The organism is Paraburkholderia sp. SIMBA_053, from assembly GCF_046534895.1.
Taxonomy (GTDB): Bacteria; Pseudomonadota; Gammaproteobacteria; order Burkholderiales; family Burkholderiaceae; genus Paraburkholderia; species Paraburkholderia caledonica.
The window spans coordinates 1-18,602 of sequence record NZ_JAWRXU010000001.1 but is presented as its reverse complement, the minus strand read 5'-3'; the positions used below and the strand labels follow the sequence as shown (position 1 = coordinate 18,602).

The window sequence follows — 18,602 nt, the reverse complement described above, 5'->3', positions numbered from 1 at the left end:
CCTTGCAACAGGTGGTTTAGCGCCGCATCAAGCGGCGCCAAAAGCCGATATCACTTCCCCGCCACATACGCCTTCACTGCCGGCAAACCATCCTTGCCGTCGAACGTCTTCACACCCGCGAGCCACTGGTCGAGCACTGAGGGATTCGCCTTCAACCACTCGCGCGCGGCCTTGTTGGGGTCCGTCTTGTTCATGATCGGCAGCATCACGTGATTCTCGATGTCGGTCGTGAAATGCAGGTTCGACACGAGTTTCGCGACGTTCGGGCAGCGTGTCGAGTAATCGGTCGGCGTGACCGTCATGACCTTGGCCTCGCCGTAGTTCGGACCGAACACGTCGTCGCCGCCGGACAGATAATCGATTTTCATCTGCACGTTCATCGGATGCGGTTCCCAGCCGAGGAACACAATCGGCTTCTTGTCGCGGATCGCGCGGTTCACCTCCACCAGCATGCCCGCCTCGCTCGACTCCACGAGCTTGAACTTGCCGAGCCCATACTGGTTGCTGTCAATCATCTTCTTGATCAACGCATTGCCGTCGTTACCCGGCTCGATGCCATAGATCTTGCCACCGAGCTTGTCGTAGTTCTTCGCGATGTCGGTGAACGTCTTGATACCCGCCTGATACGCGTAGTCCGGCACGGCAAGCGTGTACTTTGCGCCCGTCAGGTTCGGCGTCGGCAGCACGCTCAGCTGACCGGCCTTTTTGAACGGATCGATCATCGGGTCCATGGTCGGCGACCAGTAGCCGAGGAATACGTCGATCTGCTTGCTCTTCACACCGGCAAAGGTAATCGGCACAGAGGCGATCGTCTTGGTCGGCTTGTAGCCGAGTCCTTCGAGCACCGTCGATGCAAGCCCTGTCGTAGCGGCGATATCGGTCCAGCCGACGTCGGCGAAGCGGACGTCGCGGCATGTAGCGGGTTCGGCGGCGAAAGCCGAAGGAACGGACGACACAGACAGCGCGCACAACGACGCAGCCCACAAACGTTTCATGGCGTTTCCTCAGGGTGATTGAATGCTTGACTGGCTTATTACACTGACTTTTTCGACGCTGCCTGCTGCGCATCGAGGCACGTGCGAACGCACGTCACCGAACTTGAAGCACGAACCTCCTACGCCGACAGTCGCCGCTCGACGCTCGGCGCATGACCGAATTGCGCGCGGTACGCCTTGCTGAAATGGCACGGCGAATGGAAGCCGCAAACGGCCGTGACGCGAGCGATCGAAGCGTCGGTATTGCGCAGCAGTTCACGCGCTCGCCGCAGGCGCAACGTGAGGTAATAGTGCGTCGGCGATACGCTCAGGAACATCTTGAACATGCGCTGCAAATGGCGCTGCGACAGATGCACGAGCCGCGCGAGTTCGTCGAGCGATAAAGGCTCTTCGATATTCGCCTCCATCAATCGAACGACCTCGATGAGTTCGGCACGCGAGAAACCGACGCGGGCGTCGACGGGTATGTGCTGATAGTCGGTCGAGCCGCGTATTCTTTCCACGATGAACTGCTCCGACACCTGCGCCGCGACCGGATGACCGAGCCGCATGGCAACCAGTTTCAGCATCAGATCGAGCGGCGCGGTGCCGCCCGTGCAGGTCATGCGGTCGCGGTCGATCACGAAGAGCTCGTCGGCGAAACGCACATGCGGGTAGCTCTTGTGCAGCGGCGACATATCTTCCCAATGCACGGTACAGCGATAGCCGTCGAGCAGCCCGGCTGCGAGTAGCGCATACGGTCCCGTGCAAATGCCGCCGAGCGGTATGTTCTGGGCCGCCACGTCGCGCAGCAAACCGATCACCGTTTCGTTGACGTAGTCGCGCACCTGCCAGCCCGCGCAGACGATCAGCACGTCCGGCATGCCGGCTTGCTCGAGCGTCGTGGTGGGCTTCACCGTAATACCGTTGCTCGCCCGCGCCGGCTCGCCGTCCGGCGTGATCACGGACCACCTGTAATGCTCCGCGCGGCCCACGTAGTTGGCCATGCGGAGCACCTCGACCGCGCTCGTGAACGCGATCATCGAAAAGTTCGGCAGCGTCAGAAAGCCTACGTGCGCGAGCCGGGAAAGCGGCGAATCTGAAGGGGCCTCGACCTGGGTGATCGCGTCGCGCTTCATGTGCGGCTCAGCTGTGCTGCGCCGCCGGCGCGCGGCGCACCTTCATCACACTGCGCAAGCCCGAGAGAAGCGGCGCGCGCGCCATGCCGGGCGAGCGGCCAAAGCTCTCCGTGATACGGTCCAGAATGATCGCGAGCATCACGACAGAAAGTCCGCTTTCGAAGCCGAGCCCGATGTCGAGCCGCTGAATACTGGCGAGCACGTCGTTGCCAAGCCCGCCCGCGCCGACCATCGACGCAATGATCACCATCGAGAGCGCCATCATGATGGTCTGATTCACGCCGGTCATGATCGACGGCAGCGCATTGGGAAACTGCACCTTGTAGAGCAATTGCCACGGCGTGCAACCGAACGCCTGCCCTGCTTCGACGATCTCGCGGTTCACGTGCTTGATGCCGAGCGACGTGAGACGCACCGCGGGCGGCATGGCGAAGATCACCGTGGAAAGAATGCCGGGCACGCGGCCGAGGCCGAACAGCATAGCCGCAGGAATCAGGTAGACGAACGCGGGCATGGTCTGCATCAGGTCGAGCACGGGACGCACGATCATTTCGACGGTCCGGCTTTTCGCGGTCCAGATGCCGAGCGGCACGCCGAGCAGGAGGCTGATCAACGTGGACGACAGCGTGAGGCCGAGCGTGATCACCATCTGATCCCAGAACCCGGTGCCGTAGATCAGCAGCATCGCCAGCAAGGTGAAGAGCGCGAAACGCCAGCCCACCCGCCACAATCCTATGCCGACGAAGAACGCCATCAGCGCCCACATGGGAACGGCTTGCAGGCCTTGTTCGATCAGCGCTGCAAAACCCTCGATGACCTTGCCGATGGAATCGAAAGTCTTGGCGTCGTGGTCGAGCAGGTAGTGGACGCCGTGGTCGACCCAGGCGCCAAGTGGAATGACTTCAGACATGGGAACCTCGATGGCGCGTAAGAACGTGCAACACGTTCGTCTTGTTGACCGAACCACAGTAGGAGCCGTCTGCTTCGACGACCGGCAAAGGCGCGCGGCTCGCGACCACGCGTTCGACCACATCGTCTAGCGGTGTGGTGCGTCGAATGCATTCGACGTAGTTCAGTTTCGCCGACGCGCTGCCTGTTTCGTCGCGGCACACGAAGCCGCGAATCTTGCGTTCGCTGTCGAGCACGAACGCATAGTCGGCGCTGCCGTTCAAGGTGGCGGCCACGCTCGACGCGTCGATCTGCGGCGAATGCGAATGCATCAGCGGCACGGCGTCGGTCTGCATCAGGTCGCCGGCCGTCAGATAACGGCTGGTGTCGATGCCTTCGAAGAAGGCGCGCACGTAATCGTCGGCGGGATTCGTGATGATCTCCTGCGGCGTGCCGATCTGCACCACCTTGCCGCCTTCCATGATCGCGATGCGTGTGCCGATCCGCATGGCTTCTTCAAGATCGTGCGACACGAACAGGATCGTGCGCTGCTGTTCGCGTTGCAGATCGAGCAGCACGTTCTGCATTTCCTTGCGCTTTAACGGATCGAGAGCGGAGAACGCTTCGTCCATGATCATCAACGACGGGTTGACCGCGAGTGCCCGCGCAAGACCCACGCGTTGCTGCATGCCGCCCGACAGTTGTGCGGGCAGCTTCGCCGCGAAGGGAGCGAGGCCGACCTGCTCGAGCACGGTCATCGCTCGTGCTTCACGTTCTTTGCGGCTGACGCCTGCCACTTCGAGCCCAAACGCTGCGTTCGACAGCACAGTGCGTTGCGGCATCAGCGCAAACGACTGGAACACCATGCTCATGTCCTTGCGGCGCAGCGCGGTCAATTCGGCGCGCGGCACGCTGGCCACGTCGCGCCCATCGATCAGCACCTTGCCCGCCGACGGTTCCACGAGCCGGTTGATCAGGCGGATCAGCGTCGACTTGCCGGAGCCGGAAAGCCCCATTAGCACGAAGATCTCGCCTTCCTTGACTTCGAAGGATACGTTGTGAACGCCGACGATCTGACCGGTCCGCGCGAAGACTTCTTCTTTCGTCGCGCCGCCCGCCAGCATGGCGAGCGCCTGTTTCGGGTTAGTGCCGAACACCTTGCACAGCCCTTCGACCACGACCTTGGGGGAATTCATTGAATGCTCTCCTATGTCGGCCAGAGTTTGTGCAAAACACTTACCCTGGTCCCATGCAAAGCTGCGAGCGGACGTCGTCCGCGCTGTGCATACATAGTTGCCAGAAAAAAGTACGCCTAGCCGACTATTTGCGACAACCACATGAGGAAATACGACACTCATGTCGCACGGACGAAGTTTAGCCGCCGCAAAAGCCTTGATGGGTAAGGGTTTCGCCGATATGGAAAGCGCCAGGCGAAGATGTCGCTACAAGCCAAATGTAGGGTTTCGAGAGCAGAAAAAAACGCCGTGCGACGATCACATGCGCTGGTGTCGCCGCGTAACACCGAGTTTTCTCTGGCGTCTAGTCGCGTGTTATTCGTCAGTCGAAACGATAGTTCGCGCCACGCGCGCCGGAGAGAGCATTGCGCCGGACAGCAGCGATATCGCGCTGCCCGGTGGCACGAATTACGGGTTAATGCTTACTGGCTCGCGCCTGTGCCTATGCCCGCCTTCTTCTGCGCATTTTGCAGATCGGTCGGATAGTTCGGGTCGTTCCGCGACGGCTGATAGCCCGCGTCCTCCAGCTTCTTGAGCTCTGCATTCTTCTTTGCGCGAGCCTGCTTGCGGGCCGCTTTACGCTCGGCCTTGGTCGGCTTGGCGGCGCTGGCGCCGCCGGGTTGCGCGGTCTGTGCGTCTGTATCGGTCGTGGTTTGCGCGGCGGCGAGTGGCATACCGGCTGCGACCATCGCGGTAACCGCAAAGCCCAGCATGATCTGTTTGATGGCAACGCGCTTCATGGCTGACTCCCTCTTAAGTTGGCAAGTGCATTCAAGGTTATGTGCGACTCATCGTTCTTCGGCGGATCGTGCGCGATGCAACGCACGGTTCGCCGTTGAGAGCTTAATGCCAAACTGCATATGGCGCACTGATGCCTGCCAGTACAGACGCCACCGCCAGTTTTTCCAGCATGAGCGCGCGTGCTGAACTATTGTTTAAGCGCGCCGGGAGCGCCACGGCATTGCGTTTGTACAAGACAGGATGCTCTCAGTGAGCGGACACCGTTCACCGGCGCGTATTATTTTGCATGCAACGAAGCGACATCAACTTTTCGAGGATGGAGAAAACGTGAAAACAGTCAATCTTTTGAAGACGCTCGGCATCGCATTGTGTCTGGCAACTGCATCGAGCGCCTATGCGCAATCGAGCGATGCGGCGCCGTCCGACATGACGGACTCCTCCACTGCGCGCACAAAAGCGGTGAAAAAGACGGACCGCAAGCTCGGTCTCGACGTGCGCAAGGCGTTGGCAAAAGCGCAGGGCTTCGATGTGTCGAACGTATTCGTGCGGGCTCGCGGCGGCGCAGTGACGCTAACAGGATCGGTGCCTGACGGCGCCCAGATTCCGCAAGCCGAGGACGTGGCGAAAAGCGTCGCCGGTGTGAAGTCCGTATCGAACAAGCTCACGATCGGCAACCCGAACGGCGGCGGAGGCTGATCGCCCGAGTCGTTCAGTGGCATTACGCCTGATTGCATCGGACGACGAAGGGTTGCGCCTTGCACTGCTCCCGCGCTGCTGTCGCCTATGAGGCGCTACCCTTTGTCTTGCTACCCTTTGTCTTGCTACCCTTTGTCTTGCCCACCTTCTTCCTGGCCGCCCTTTATCCTGGTAAGTGAATCACACGCGCGGCTCTTCGCCTATACGCGTCGCCCATGCGACGACCGCGCATAACGCGCGAGCAACCACACGGCCGCTGCGCCCGCGGCAAGCAATGCCGTCTGCTGCGGATACATCGACGCCTGCGTGTACAGGCTCGACTCAAACACCCGGCGCTTCTGTTCGGAACGCTCGCGCAATGCACCATCGCCGCCGTTGTTGCCGGCCGCCGTGTGCGGCGGCTCCTGAGTCCGTTGCGACAATATGCCAAGACGGCCCATCACGCGGTCATACAGATTGGGCGCTCGACGCGCGAACGTGACCATTGCCGCCGATGCACCGCCGACATACAGATCGCGCACCGGCGTGGCCGCCGCATGCAGAATCGCCCTCGCGACAATATCCGGTGCATAGACCGGCGCCGGCAGCTTTGGCTGCACGTCGAGATGATTGCGGGCATGCTCGACAAACTGCGTATGAATGCCCGACGGCTTGATCAGCGTAACTGAAACCGGCACGCGCTCTTCCAGCAGTTCCATGCGCAATGCGTCGGTATAGCCCTTTACTGCGTGCTTCGACGCGACATATGCGGCCTGCAGCGGCAGCGCGACGTCCGACAGCTCGCTGCCCAGATTGATCAGCGCACCGCCGCGCTGCCTCAGGTGTGCGAGCGCAATCATCGAACCTTGCACGACGCCCCAGAAGTTCGTCTCGAACAACTCTTTCTGCTCGTCGATGGGCACGTCGGCGCAACGGCCGTAGATCGACGCGCCGGCGTTGTTGACCCACGTGTCGAAGCCGCCGAAGCGCGCAATGGCCTTGTCGGCGGCGGCCTGCAATTGCCCGGCGTTGCTCACGTCGGCAACCGCATAGTCGACGAGCGCGCCCTGATCGCCGAGTTGCCTCGCGAGCGCGGTCAGCGCTTCCTCGTCGCGGGCGATCAGCATCAACCGCGCTCCTTTGCTCGCGGCAAGACGCGCGGTAGCGAGTCCGATACCGCTCGTCGCCCCGGTGATGACGATGACCTGCTGACCGACCGGTTTGAGCTTCACTGTCATGGCGAATCCTCGGAAAGAGATGACGGGATCACGGCAGCGCACGTTTTTGGCGGCCTGTCCGGCGAGCTACGTCTGGATGCCGGAGCATCCGTCGTGCCGGGCCGCAGTGAGTCAACTACCGCTTGCTGCCGCCGCGCGCCAGTGTCACCGTCAGCACAACGACAGCAACGGTTATCGGAATGAATGGCGATCGAGAGCCAACGTAATATGCACGCCCTTAAATCTTAATCATCGAATGCTTCAATGCGCGCAGCTTGTAGTTGCCGCAGCGTGGAGCAGCCACAAGCGCCGCACTATTTCCAATAAACAATATCCCCAGCGAACTCCACACGTACATCATGGAAGCGCTGAACGGCGAAGTCGAATCTGGAGCCAGTCACATGTTCCGTAGAACCCTGTTACCCATTCCCTTTGCCGCACTGCTGACGCTCGCCGCTTGCGGCAACCACAGCATCAGTCCGGGCGCATCGTCGACGCCGGCACCGTCGGTGACGGCACAGGACGCCCTGGCCACTGCCACGCCGATCAAGCACGTCGTCGTGATCTTCGGCGAGAACGTCTCGTTCGATCACTACTTCGCGACTTATCCGCAAGCGTCGAATCCGGTGGGCGAGCCGCAATTCACGGCGGCTGCAGGCACGCCGGCGGTCAATAACCTCGCGAGCAACAACCTGATCGCGACCAACCCGAATGCGCTACCTACGTCGCCGAATACCGCAGGCCGCACGGTCGGTCTGGTGACTATCGCCGGGCTCGGTCTGCCCGCAGCGGATCTGTTGCCGTTCCGCCTCGACCGCTCGCAAGCGAACACGTCCAGTCAGAACCACGCATACGCCGCCGAACAGCTCGCCTATAACAACGGCGCAATGGACTCGTTCCCGCTCTTTACCGCAGCCGGTTCGACGATCGCGGGCAGCACCGGAGCATTCGCGACGAAGGGCCAGGTGCTCGGCTACTTCGACGGCAACACCGTCACCGCGCTGTGGAACTACGCGCAGCACTTTGCGATGAACCAGAATGCGTACACCGACACGTACGGTCCGTCGACGCCGGGCGCGCTTGCAGTCGTCTCCGGCCAGAACAACGGCGTAATCGTTTCGGGCGGCACGTCGGGCAACGCGATTCCGGATTCGGCTGGCGGCTTCACGATGGTCGGCGACCTCGACCCGACCGGTGACGTCTGCACGACCGCGGCGGGCAGCACGGTGACGGGCACGATGTCGTCGAACAACAAGAACATCGGCGACCTGCTCAACGCGAAGAACATCACGTGGGGCGGCTTCATGGGCGGCTTCAATCTGCAGACAGTCAACGCGAACGGCACAACGGGCTGCGCCCGCTCGACCTTCTCGCAGGTGCTCAACGCGACGAAGACCGACTACGTGCAGCACCACGCGTGGTTCCAGTACTACGCGAGCACGGCGAACCTTGCGCATACGCGTCCGTCTTCGACGGCCGTGATCGGTGCGGCCGATCCGCTCGACAACACCGCAACGCCGGTTCATCACCAGTACGACACCGACGACTTCTTTGCCGCGGTGAAGTCGGGCAACTATCCGTCGGTCAACTTCCTGAAGGCGCCGGCAGTCGAGGACGGCCATCCGGGCAACTCGGACCCGATCGACGAACAGGCTTTCGTCACGAAGGTCATCAACTTCCTGCAGCAGCAGCCTGACTGGAAGAACACCGCCGTGATCATCGCCTACGACGATTCGGACGGCTGGTACGACCATCGCTACAAGGCGCCTACGAGCTCGTCGTTCGACTCGACGACGCCGCAATCGGCAGGCGGCAAGACGGTGGCGGGCAGCGACAACCTGAGCGCGGCAGGCCAGTGTACGGCCGCGGGCGCAGTGCAGCCGCAGGGCGTGAACGGCGGCGCGGTGAACGGCCGTTGCGGTCCGGGTACGCGCACGCCGTTTATCGTGGTCTCGCCGTGGGCGAAGGCGAACTTCGTCGACGACACGCCGATTACTCAGGCATCGGTCGTGAAGTTCATCGAGGATAACTGGCTTAGCGGTCAACGCATTGGCGGCGGTTCGTTCGACGCCACTGCGGGCAGCATCATGAACATGTTCGACTTCGCGGGCTCGGGCAACAACGCGCCGCTCTATCTGGACCAGAACCTCGGTACGACGCTGGCGCAAGCGCCGGCAATCTGACCTGAGCTGGTCACGAGCCGTGCAGAAGCTTGCGATCAGGCAAGCGACGTTCATGCGATGCGCGAGTATCTCGCGCGCATCGCTGACGAACGCGGTGTCATGACGCAGAGCACGGCTTGCAGCAAAGCGTAGTCGGCGTCGAGCCAGTGCATATGTGCTGGCTCGATTTGCCCTTTTGATCGCATCAGAAGAACTATTGTCACGACCGCCATGAACCAAGCTCCAGACGCCGCCCTGCCGCCGACTCTTCCAGCGGGCGGCGAACCCGGTCCCGTTCTCACGCGCCGCTCAGCGCTCCGGCTGCTTGCGCGAAGCGCCGCCTGCATCGCTATTGCGGCCGTCGCGCTCAGCGCATATGCGCTTGTTTATCCGGAGCGGATGCCGGCCGCAGTCGGCGCGATCGTTGAAGACCTCACAGGCGCGAACCCTCGACCGGTGCATCTTTTGCGTCCGGCAAGCGCGCCGCTGAGCGCGGTGGCACTGCTCGGCAAGGAGATTTTTTTCGACCAGTCGCTGTCGGCTTCCGGCACGCAGTCTTGCGCGTCGTGCCACTCGCCGAAGAATTCGTACGCGCCGGATAACGCGTTTCCTGTTCAGCTCGGCGGCGCGCATATGACCGACGCGGGTTTTCGTCCGCCGCCATCGCTCACGTATCTCTATCGTCAGGCGCCGTTCAGCATTGGTCCCGACCAGGGCGACACGGATGTGCCGGTGGATCTGACGCAACTCGCTTCGCAGGCAAGCGGCGTCGCGCGCGCGCAAAAGACCGCTCTCGCCGCGCCTGCCGCTCCGGCAATGGTGCCGCAGGGCGGGCTCTTCTGGGACGGCCGCGCCGATACTTTGCAGGACCAGGCAATCGGTCCACTGACGAATCCCGTCGAAATGGCCAACAAAACGCCCGAAGACGTCGCGCGCAAGCTGCTGCAGACGAAGTACATCGACCAGTTCAAGCAGATGTTCGGGCCGGCCATTGTCGGCAATCCGAGCCTGCTGATTTCAGAGGCCATGTTCGCGGTGGGGCGTTATCAGATCGAAGATCCGTCATTCCACGCGTTCACGAGTAAGTACGACTACTGGCTGGAAGGCAAAACTCGCCTCACGCATGCCGAACTGCACGGCCTGCAATTGTTCAACGACAAGGACAAAGCGAATTGCGCGGGCTGCCACCTGAGTCAGCCGAGCAAGGACGGCTTGCCGCCAGTGTTTACCGATACGCAATACGAAGCGCTGGGTGTGCCGCGCAATCCGGCCATTCCCGCGAATAAAGATCCAAAGTTCTTCGATATGGGGGTATGTGGGCCGTTTCGTGGAGATCTCGCGAAACAGACGCAGTATTGCGGCATGTTCCTCACACCCACGCTACGCAATGTCGCGAACCGCAAGGTGTTCTTTCACAACGGCGTGTATCACGACCTGAAGCAGGTGATGGACTTCTACAATCTGCGTAATACGTCGCCGGAAAAGATCTATCCGCGCGATGCATCGGGCAAGGTGCAAAAGTACAACGATCTGCCGCCGCAATTTCACGCGAATGTAGATGTGTCCGACGCACCGTTCGATCGCAAATTCGGAGATCAGCCTGCAATGACGGATCAGGATATTCAGGACATTATTGCGTTCATGAAGACCTTGAGTGACGGGTTCGACGCCAAGGGATCGTGACTCTTCGCGCTGCGCGCGGCCATGCAAGCGCGCAGCGCCACGCGGCGCGTTGTTGTATGCTCTCCCGTTCCGCGATCTCTTCCCACTCTTCCCGATGGCCGATTTCCCGTTTCACGCCGTACTGTTCGATTGCGACGGCGTGCTCGTCGACTCAGAGCCGATCACTAACCGCGTACTCACCGAGATGCTGGGCGAGTTGGGCTGGCACCTGAGCATTGAAGAGACGATGCGTATTTTCGTCGGCAAGGCGGTGAAGGACGAAGCGCCGCTGATCGAAGCACGCACTGGCGTTGCGATCACGACCGACTGGCTGATGCAATTTCGCGCGCGCCGCAATGCAGCGCTCGAAAAGGAACTGACCGCGATACCGGGCGCAGCGACAGCGGTACGTTCGCTTCACGCATCATTGAAGGGACGAATCGCCGTTGCTTCCGGTGCCGATCGGATCAAAGTCGAATTGCAATTGGCCAAGGCGGAGATCCTGGACTGCTTCGAGGGACGCATCTTCAGCGGTCACGAAACACCGCGCAGCAAGCCGTTCCCCGATGTGTATCTCGCCGCAGCGGCGGCGCTGGATGTGGACCCGGCGCACTGCGCCATTGTCGAAGACACGGTGACAGGTGCGACTGCCGGCGTTGCAGCCGGCGCGACGGTATTCGGTTACTGCCCGAACGAATTCGGGCATAGCAGCGCTGCCGCATTGCAGGCAGTCGGCGTGGCTCAGGTGTTTCGGGACATGAACGACTTACCCGGTTTGCTTGCCGCGTGGCGCGGAAAGGCGTGAATCGGCCTACTCGAACGCTGCGTCGATCGGCACGCGATACCCCACCGCGAGGCGGTTCGTTTCGTTAGCCATGCCAACTACTGCGAGCAGTTCGCCAAACATCTCGTCGGTCATACCCGCACGACGAGCCGCGGCCGTGTGACTCGCAACGCAATAACCACAGTTGTTCGTCACGCTTACGGCCACGTAGAGCAGCTCTTTCATTAACGGATCGAGCGCGCCGGGCTTCATCACGTCTTTCAGACTGTCCCACGTGCGCGCGAGCGTCGGCGGATGCTGCGCGATGTACTTCCAGAAGTTGTTGACGTCGTCGACCTGACGCGTCTGCTTGATATCGTCGTACACAGCTTTGACTTCGGGCGATGCTGCGGAATACTCCACGGCTTTCTGCTGACTCATGGGCTCTCCTGTTGTGACTGCATGAAAGTGCGATTCGTGCTCAGTTCGGCATATGCGGCATCTATTGTGCGCGCATTTTGCCGAACTGGAATCGACTATTCCGGCATTCACACTGGCCCTGTCACCCTGGCGTACGCGTCGCTGCAACGACCGCTGCGGGGGCGGCTGCTTGCAGGTGTTCACCGCCATCGCGAGGCATCGGCTCCGGACGCGTGGAGCGCTCCGATTGCGCCAGCAACGTACCGACCGACGGGTCGATGGCGTCGGTGAAAGGCTTCGGATCCAGTCCGATTGCGAGCACCAGCAGCGCCATTGCGCCGAGCAACACGAATTCGCGCTTGCCGACATCTTTCAGGTTGCCAACACGCGCATTCGCAATCGCGCCAAAAATTACGCGCTTATACATCCACAACGTGTAGGCCGCGCTCAGAATCAGCGTAGACGCCGCCATTGCGCCGATCCAGAAGTTAAAGCGAATCGCGCCCATCAGCACCATGAATTCGCCGACGAAACCCGACGTGCCCGGCAGGCCGACATTCGCCATCGAAAACAACATCACGAACGCGGCGAAACGCGGCATGGTGTTGGCAACGCCGCCGTACTCGGCGATCGCAGCCGTTTTCGTGCGATCGTAGAGCATGCCCGTGCACAACAGCATCGCCCCGGACACCACGCCGTACGACAGCATCTGCACGATCGCGCCGGCCTGACCGATACGGTTGAAGACGAACAGACCGAGCGTGACGAGGCCCATGTGCGCCACCGTCGAATACGCGAGCAGGCGGCGCATGTCGGTCTGCACGAGCGCGAGAAGACTCGAATAGATCACCGCGACGAGCGACAGCGTGATTATCATCGGCGCGAAAAAGTGGCTTGCCTGCGGTGCAATCGGCAACGCGAAACGCAGCAGGCCGTAGCCGCCGAGTTTGAGCATGCCGATCATCACGGCAGCGCCCGTGGGGCCGTCGAGGTGAACGTCGGGCAACCAGGTATGAAGCGGCCACATGGGCACCTTCACGCCGAATGCCGCGAGGAAGCCGAGAAAGATCAGTACTTGCGGCATGGTGCCAAGGCGCGTTTCCCGCCACAGCGCGAGGTCGAAGCTATGCGTCTGGCTGTACAGATACAGCATCGACATCAGCATCATCAGCGAGCCAAGGAACGACACGAAGAAGAACTTCACCGCGGCATATGACCGATTGGAGTGCCCCCATGTGCCGATCAGCAAATAGAGCGGAATCAACGTTGCTTCGAACGAGACGAAGAACATCATGCCGTCGAGCGACGTAAACACGCCCTGCATGAAACCGGACAACATCAGGAATGCGCCGAAGTACTGCGCAGTGCGCTCGGTGATCGACTCCCACGAGGCGATCACGATGATGATCGTCGTCAGCGCGGTCAATGCGACGAGCCACAGCGAAATGCCGTCGACGCCGACGTGCCACGCGATATCGAAAGTCGGCGACCATCTGACGTTTTCGACGAATTGCATCGACGTCGCTTCGTTGCGGAAATTCGCGACCAGCGGAATCACGGGTACGAAGCCCGCAAACGCGCCGATCAATGCGAGCCACCGCGTACGGCCGCGAGCCGTGTCCGACCCGGCTCGCAAAACGACGAGGCCGGCAACGATAGGGATCCAGATAAGCAGACTAAGGAGAGGCAATGGCATGTGCGCTGTCGAAAACTTGAAGTACAAAACGCCGCACCAACACTTTCCATTTCGAAAGCATTGAAGCGAATATGTAGGGTTCGGGGCCAGCAGGGGCGACGTGTGCAGACTTCGCTCGACTACACGTTTACCCGCAGTCGAACGACGAGGTGGGAGATTACCAAGATAAGAATAGTTTTGCAGCGCAACATTGCGCTGATGCCCTAGACAATGACTTATTGCGGTCGCTTCTCTTGCACAAGCCGGAAAAATGTGCACCTGCACAAACGGGCTGCGGATTCTTCGCGGCCCCGCGAATTTCCCGCAGAAGCACGCTTTTGACGACCATTTGCGGTCAGTTCACGACGTGAGCAATGGCGATTTCGTCAACGAGGCACACGGAATGCGTTCGACAGCGCCGCGTATGGGTCTTTTCGCGCACCGATCTGCAGGGACCCGCTGTATTGGACAGAAATATTTTTTATGCAGGTGCAGGCGCGGAACGAGGTGCCGTGTCAGGAAAACCGTCGCCGATCGCATGCTTCACACGAGGAGCGGATGCGCCGACGCGCCTTACAGAAGCCGAATATACTTTGGCGGCCAACATATCGAAGGCCGCGCATTCAGCGAGCGGATGCAGCCGCGTCGACCTCATTCTCCGGACCTTGCATGGTGTTTTCTCACGAAGGTGTCGTTCCCGCGCTCGAGTGCCGCGGGCTTAGCAAGACCTACGGCGCGGGCCGCGTCGTGCTCGCAAATCTCGACTTCACGCTCGCGCCCGGCGAATTCGTCGCGATCATGGGCGACTCAGGCGTCGGCAAATCGACGCTGCTGAATCTGATCGCCGGTCTCGATCAGGCGGACAGCGGCGATGTGATGATCGGCGGCCATGCCGTGTCGCGTCTCGACGACAATGCCGCGACGCGTCTGCGCAGGCAAAAACTCGGCTTTGTGTTTCAGGCGTTTCACGTGCTGCCGCATTTGACGCTCGCGCAGAATGTCGCGCTGCCTCTGCTGCTAAACGAGTTGCCCTCTTCCGCGGCGCTCGACATGCTCGCGGCAGTCGGACTCGAAGGCCGCGGTGACGACTTTCCGCGGCAACTGTCCGGTGGCGAAATGCAACGCGTTGCTATCGCGCGCGCCCTGGTCCATCGCCCTACTCTGATCCTCGCCGACGAACCAACGGGCAACCTCGATCCCGATACCGCCCACGGCGTGCTCGCGTTGTTTCGTGCGCAAAGCAAGGCGACCGGCGCGGCCACGATGATGGTGACGCACTCGGAGGCCGCTGCCGCCGTCGCCGACCGCATCATGATTCTCAGCGATGGCGGCTTGCATGCCGCGTCGGAAGTGCCGGCGTCTTCACAGGTGCAACACGGCGCGCGAACCACTGCCCGTTCAACCGATGACGCCCGCTGACTCGCAGCGCTCCGCGCCCGGACGCGGACATCGCATACTCGCGCGCTGGCTGCTCGCTGCGGAATGGCGCAGTCATCGGGCACGCGCGCTGGTTGCGATCGCAACCATCGCGTTGGGTGTGGCGCTCGGTTACGCTGTGCAACTGATCAACAGCGCAGCCTTCAACGAGTTCTCCGCTGCGGCGCGCAGCCTCTCCGGCCAAGCCGATCTGCAGGTGCGCGGCGCTCAGCCGCTACTCGACGAGTCGATCTATCCGCGCCTCGCCACGCAAAGAGGTGTCGCGCTTGCGAGTCCCGTTCTTGCGCTAGACGTCACGGTGCCGGGACAGAACGCGGCTTTGCCCGTGCTCGGCATCGACGTGTTCAAGGCAAGCCGCATTGCGCCGGACCTGACGGGCGTGCCGTCGAGCGGACAGCCTTTCGACACGCTCGCGTCCGACGCCGTATTTCTCTCGACCGCCGCGCAAGAATGGTTGCACGTGAAGACCGGGGATCAGGTGGCGCTCCAGAGCGGCACGTCGATCGTGCACTTGCATGTGGCCGGCGGCATCGTGAGAACAAGGCCGGGTCAACGGCTCGCGATCATGGATATTGCCGCGGTTCAATGGAAGTTCGGCAAGGTCGGCAAGCTTTCGCGCGTCGACGTGCAGCTTGAGCGTGGTGTCGACCGCGAGCGCTTCAAACGCGATCTGCAAAATGAGCTGGGCAGCCAATGGGTCGTCGCCGAAGCGCGTGACGTCGAGAGCCGCACGGACCGGCTGTCGCGCGCCTATCGAATCAACATGAACGTGCTCGCGCTGGTCGCGCTTTTCACCGGGGCGTTCCTCGTGTTCTCGACGCAGGCGCTCAGCGTGGTACGTCGTCGCGCGCAGTTTGCGATGCTGCGCGTACTCGGACTGACGCGTGGCCAACTGCTGCGTCAGATCCTGCTGGAAGGCGCGCTGCTCGGCTTGCTCGGTTCGCTATGCGGCCTCGCGCTCGGTTATGCACTCGCTGCCGGCGCGTTGCGTTTTTTTGGCAGCGATCTCGGCGGCGGCTACTTTCCCGGCGTGCAGCCGCAGGTCGGCTTCGAACCAGTCGCAACTGCGATTTTCCTGACGCTCGGCATCGCCGTGGCAGTTCTCGGCAGCCTCGCGCCGGCACTGGAAGCGGCGCGCGCACGGCCCGCTTCCGCACTCAAGGCCGGTGCCGAAGAAGGGGCGCTCGCGCGGCTCGCCACGCCGTGGCCCGCCCTCTTGTGCCTGATTATCGCCGCGCTTCTCACGCAGGCGCCGCCGTGGTTCGACGCGCCGATTGGCGGTTATGTGGCCGTCGCGCTACTGCTGATCGGCGGAATTGCATTGATGCCGCGGGTCACCGCTCTCATTTTTGGCGTAGCGAGCCGGGGGTTCGCATCGCGCGCACGGGCCGGCGCGGCCAGTACGCTTGCGCTCGCGCGTCTCGCGAATGCGCCGGGTCATGCGTCGATTGCAATGGGCGGCGTGTTGTCGAGTTTCGCGCTGATCGTGGCGATGGCGATCATGGTGGCGAGCTTTCGCGTGTCCGTCGAAGACTGGCTGGTTCATCTACTGTCGGCTGATCTTTACGCGCGCGTCGCGGAAAACGGCGACACAGGCGGCTTGAGTCCCGCTGAACAGACGCGGCTTGCAGCGGTGCCGGGCATTGCAAGGGCGGCGTTCGCACGCACTTCACATATCACGCTCGACCCGGCGCGCCCGGACGTCGCGATTCTCGCACGCGAGATCGACGCAACCGATCCGGGTGCAAATCTGCAAATGACGGGACCTGTGCTTACGCCGCGCGACCTGCAAAGCGCTGAAACACCTGTTTGGGTGTCCGAAGCAATGGTGGATCTATATGGTTATAAGCCCGGGCAGCGTATTCGCTTGCCCATCGGCGAGCGCGCAAATGTGTTCGTGGTGGCCGGCGTATGGCGCGATTACGCTCGGCAGACGGGCGCGATCCAGATACGGCTTGCCGACTACCGTCGCCTCACCGCCGACACGAGCGCTACCGATGTCGCGGTTACCGTCGAGCGAGGTTCGAGCATTGAGCGCACGATAGCCGGGTTGCGTGCACTGCCTTTCGGCGCGAGGTTGGACATCTCGCAACCGGGCGCCATTCGCGCGCGCACGCTCGTGATATTCGACCGAAGTTTTGCAGTCACATATCTGCTGGAGGCGGTCGCTATCGTCATCGGCTTGTTCGGCGTGGCCGCAACATTTTCGGCGCAGACGCTCGCACGCGCTCGCGAGTTCGGCATGCTGCGGCATGTCGGCGTGACGCGCTCGCAAATCCTCGCGATCCTCGCGCTCGAAGGCGGCATGCTCACCGCGTGCGGTATCGCAATGGGTTTTGCTCTCGGCTTCGCGATCAGTCTGATTCTTGTATTCGTCGTCAATCCGCAGTCGTTTCACTGGAGCATGTCGCTGCATGTTCCGTGGACGATGCTGGCCACCGTTGCGGTCGTGATGCTCGCGTCGTCGTGTTCGACAGCGGTGATTGCAGGACGTGGCGCCGTTTCCGTGGATGCAGTGCGCGCGGTCAAGGAGGACTGGTGATGCGAGCTTTGCGCCGGTTATTGGCGCTTCAATCGATGGCGCTTCAATCCATGCATTTGGCGAACGCGGGGAACGAGGTTTCGGTCGCGCGTTTTCGTCGGACTCGGCCACGGGTTCCACATTTGTTCGTTGTCGGCGCGTTCGCCTTGTCGGCCAACATGGTCTTTGCCGCAACGCCGGAATTCGCCGCTGTCACGAAAGACCATCAGATCGTGCTGCCGATGGACACCGGCGCTCATGCCGATTTTCGCACCGAGTGGTGGTACGCCACCGGCTGGCTGACTACGCCCGATAATCGGCCGCTCGGTTTTCAGATCACGTTCTTCCGTTCGGCAACGGGACACGATGCCGCCGATCCCAGTGCTTTTGCGCCTTCCCAATTGATCATCGCGCACGCCGCGTTGAGCGATCCTGTACTCGGCCACCTCGTGCACGATCAGCGGATTGGCCGCGAAGGATTCGGCCTCGCCTATGCGAAGCCTGCGAATACCGACGTCAAGCTCGACACGTGGAAAATGGTTCGTGCCGCCGATGGCCGCTACGATGTCACCGCCGATGCCGGCGAGTTCGCGTTGCATCTCGAGCTAACGCCGACGCAAGCGCCTTTGGTTCAGGGCGAACATGGCTACTCACGCAAAGGCCCGCGGGCGGAACAGGCCAGTTACTACTACAGCGAGCCGCAATTGCGCGTGACGGGCAGCGTGCGGCGACCGGGCGCCAATGGTGATTCATCCCATGGAGACACTGCCGTGACGGGCGTTGCATGGCTCGATCATGAGTGGTCGACCACATTGCTCGACGCGAATGCCGTGGGATGGGACTGGCTGGGCGCGAATCTCTCCGACGGTTCGGCACTGATGGCCTTCAAGGTGCGAAGCCGCGACGGACATGCGATGTGGGCGCATGCGGCATTGCGCGAGCGCGACGGACGAGTCACGTCGTTCGCTCCGAACGAGGTCGACTTCACGCCCCGTCGCACATGGCGCTCGCCGCGCACGAACACGTCGTACCCGGTGTCGATGTCGGTGCGAACCGGTGCGCTGACATGGCAACTGGATCCGCTGATGGACGA

General features: G+C 61.7%; 15 protein-coding genes. 7 read left to right on the top strand and 8 right to left on the bottom strand.

Going from position 1 to position 18,602, the window contains the following annotated elements:
• Window positions 1-50: 50 nt before the first annotated feature.
• The 5 genes from SB753_RS00075 to SB753_RS00055 form a co-directional block, all read right to left on the bottom strand.
• Complete coding sequence (locus SB753_RS00075) at window positions 51-995, bottom strand: choline ABC transporter substrate-binding protein (RefSeq protein ID WP_408130568.1); 945 nt, start codon at window positions 993-995, stop codon at window positions 51-53.
• Window positions 996-1,114: 119 nt separating this feature from the next.
• Window positions 1,115-2,113, bottom strand: a complete 999-nt coding sequence (locus SB753_RS00070; RefSeq protein ID WP_087750793.1) for a GlxA family transcriptional regulator — start codon at window positions 2,111-2,113, stop codon at window positions 1,115-1,117.
• A gap of 7 nt (window positions 2,114-2,120) precedes the next feature.
• Complete coding sequence (choW, locus tag SB753_RS00065) at window positions 2,121-3,023, bottom strand: choline ABC transporter permease subunit (RefSeq protein WP_087750794.1); 903 nt, start codon at window positions 3,021-3,023, stop codon at window positions 2,121-2,123.
• Window positions 3,016-4,197, bottom strand: a complete 1,182-nt coding sequence (locus SB753_RS00060; protein ID WP_020067481.1) for a glycine betaine/L-proline ABC transporter ATP-binding protein — start codon at window positions 4,195-4,197, stop codon at window positions 3,016-3,018. The genes choW and SB753_RS00060 overlap by 8 nt, the downstream gene beginning before the upstream one ends.
• A gap of 461 nt (window positions 4,198-4,658) precedes the next feature.
• Window positions 4,659-4,976 (bottom strand): hypothetical protein, encoded by a 318-nt coding sequence (locus tag SB753_RS00055; protein WP_020067480.1) that lies wholly within the window; start codon window positions 4,974-4,976, stop codon window positions 4,659-4,661.
• Between the two features lie 328 nt (window positions 4,977-5,304).
• On the opposite strand from SB753_RS00055, the gene SB753_RS00050 reads away from it, so the two are divergent.
• Window positions 5,305-5,673 carry a BON domain-containing protein gene (locus SB753_RS00050; protein WP_020067479.1) on the top strand — a complete coding sequence of 123 codons (369 nt, stop codon included), beginning with the start codon at window positions 5,305-5,307 and terminating at the stop codon, window positions 5,671-5,673.
• 200 nt (window positions 5,674-5,873) lie between these two features.
• Here the strand turns inward: SB753_RS00050 and SB753_RS00045 are convergent, their stop codons facing one another.
• Window positions 5,874-6,890 (bottom strand): SDR family oxidoreductase, encoded by a 1,017-nt coding sequence (locus SB753_RS00045; RefSeq protein ID WP_088176225.1) that lies wholly within the window; start codon window positions 6,888-6,890, stop codon window positions 5,874-5,876.
• A gap of 380 nt (window positions 6,891-7,270) precedes the next feature.
• Here SB753_RS00045 and SB753_RS00040 point away from each other — a divergent pair, with 380 nt between their 5' ends.
• The 3 genes from SB753_RS00040 to SB753_RS00030 all read left to right on the top strand — a co-directional run bounded on the left by SB753_RS00040 (window position 7,271) and on the right by SB753_RS00030 (window position 11,498).
• Entirely contained in the window at window positions 7,271-9,052 is a 1,782-nt protein-coding gene (locus tag SB753_RS00040; protein WP_410798384.1) for an alkaline phosphatase family protein, read from the top strand.
• A gap of 210 nt (window positions 9,053-9,262) precedes the next feature.
• Window positions 9,263-10,714 (top strand): cytochrome-c peroxidase, encoded by a 1,452-nt coding sequence (locus tag SB753_RS00035; protein ID WP_410798382.1) that lies wholly within the window; start codon window positions 9,263-9,265, stop codon window positions 10,712-10,714.
• 94 nt (window positions 10,715-10,808) lie between these two features.
• Window positions 10,809-11,498, top strand: a complete 690-nt coding sequence (locus SB753_RS00030) for an HAD family hydrolase (protein WP_408174067.1) — start codon at window positions 10,809-10,811, stop codon at window positions 11,496-11,498.
• 6 nt (window positions 11,499-11,504) lie between these two features.
• Here SB753_RS00030 and SB753_RS00025 read toward each other — a convergent pair whose 3' ends face one another.
• Together SB753_RS00025 and SB753_RS00020 are read right to left on the bottom strand one after the other, a co-directional pair.
• On the bottom strand, window positions 11,505-11,897 hold the full coding sequence (locus SB753_RS00025; RefSeq protein ID WP_020067473.1) for a carboxymuconolactone decarboxylase family protein: 393 nt from the start codon (window positions 11,895-11,897) through the stop codon (window positions 11,505-11,507).
• A 121-nt stretch (window positions 11,898-12,018) separates the two neighbouring features.
• A complete protein-coding gene (locus SB753_RS00020; protein ID WP_410798381.1) occupies window positions 12,019-13,572 on the bottom strand; it encodes an NADH-quinone oxidoreductase subunit M in 1,554 nt (517 codons plus the stop codon).
• 648 nt (window positions 13,573-14,220) lie between these two features.
• Between SB753_RS00020 and SB753_RS00015 the strand changes: the two genes are divergently transcribed.
• The 3 genes from SB753_RS00015 to SB753_RS00005 form a co-directional block, all read left to right on the top strand.
• A complete protein-coding gene (locus tag SB753_RS00015; protein WP_410798380.1) occupies window positions 14,221-14,970 on the top strand; it encodes an ABC transporter ATP-binding protein in 750 nt (249 codons plus the stop codon).
• On the top strand, window positions 14,957-17,530 hold the full coding sequence (locus tag SB753_RS00010; RefSeq protein WP_410798379.1) for an FtsX-like permease family protein: 2,574 nt from the start codon (window positions 14,957-14,959) through the stop codon (window positions 17,528-17,530). The genes SB753_RS00015 and SB753_RS00010 overlap by 14 nt, the downstream gene beginning before the upstream one ends.
• A 158-nt stretch (window positions 17,531-17,688) precedes the next feature.
• Window positions 17,689-18,602, top strand: a 914-nt coding sequence (locus SB753_RS00005) for a lipocalin-like domain-containing protein (protein WP_410799583.1), incomplete at its 3' end; no start/stop codon positions are given.

What these genes read in the sequence shown, in the direction of transcription:
- SB753_RS00075 (WP_408130568.1), bottom strand. Translation starts at nt 995, where the DNA reads ATGAAACGTTTGTGGGCTGCGTCGTTGTGCGCGCTGTCTGTGTCGTCC.
- SB753_RS00070 (WP_087750793.1), bottom strand. Translation starts at nt 2,113, where the DNA reads ATGAAGCGCGACGCGATCACCCAGGTCGAGGCCCCTTCAGATTCGCCG.
- choW (WP_087750794.1), bottom strand. Translation starts at nt 3,023, where the DNA reads ATGTCTGAAGTCATTCCACTTGGCGCCTGGGTCGACCACGGCGTCCAC.
- SB753_RS00060 (WP_020067481.1), bottom strand. Translation starts at nt 4,197, where the DNA reads ATGAATTCCCCCAAGGTCGTGGTCGAAGGGCTGTGCAAGGTGTTCGGC.
- SB753_RS00055 (WP_020067480.1), bottom strand. Translation starts at nt 4,976, where the DNA reads ATGAAGCGCGTTGCCATCAAACAGATCATGCTGGGCTTTGCGGTTACC.
- SB753_RS00045 (WP_088176225.1), bottom strand. Translation starts at nt 6,890, where the DNA reads ATGACAGTGAAGCTCAAACCGGTCGGTCAGCAGGTCATCGTCATCACC.
- SB753_RS00040 (WP_410798384.1), top strand. Translation starts at nt 7,271, where the DNA reads ATGTTCCGTAGAACCCTGTTACCCATTCCCTTTGCCGCACTGCTGACG.
- SB753_RS00035 (WP_410798382.1), top strand. Translation starts at nt 9,263, where the DNA reads ATGAACCAAGCTCCAGACGCCGCCCTGCCGCCGACTCTTCCAGCGGGC.
- SB753_RS00030 (WP_408174067.1), top strand. Translation starts at nt 10,809, where the DNA reads ATGGCCGATTTCCCGTTTCACGCCGTACTGTTCGATTGCGACGGCGTG.
- SB753_RS00025 (WP_020067473.1), bottom strand. Translation starts at nt 11,897, where the DNA reads ATGAGTCAGCAGAAAGCCGTGGAGTATTCCGCAGCATCGCCCGAAGTC.
- SB753_RS00020 (WP_410798381.1), bottom strand. Translation starts at nt 13,572, where the DNA reads ATGCCATTGCCTCTCCTTAGTCTGCTTATCTGGATCCCTATCGTTGCC.
- SB753_RS00015 (WP_410798380.1), top strand. Translation starts at nt 14,221, where the DNA reads ATGGTGTTTTCTCACGAAGGTGTCGTTCCCGCGCTCGAGTGCCGCGGG.
- SB753_RS00010 (WP_410798379.1), top strand. Translation starts at nt 14,957, where the DNA reads ATGACGCCCGCTGACTCGCAGCGCTCCGCGCCCGGACGCGGACATCGC.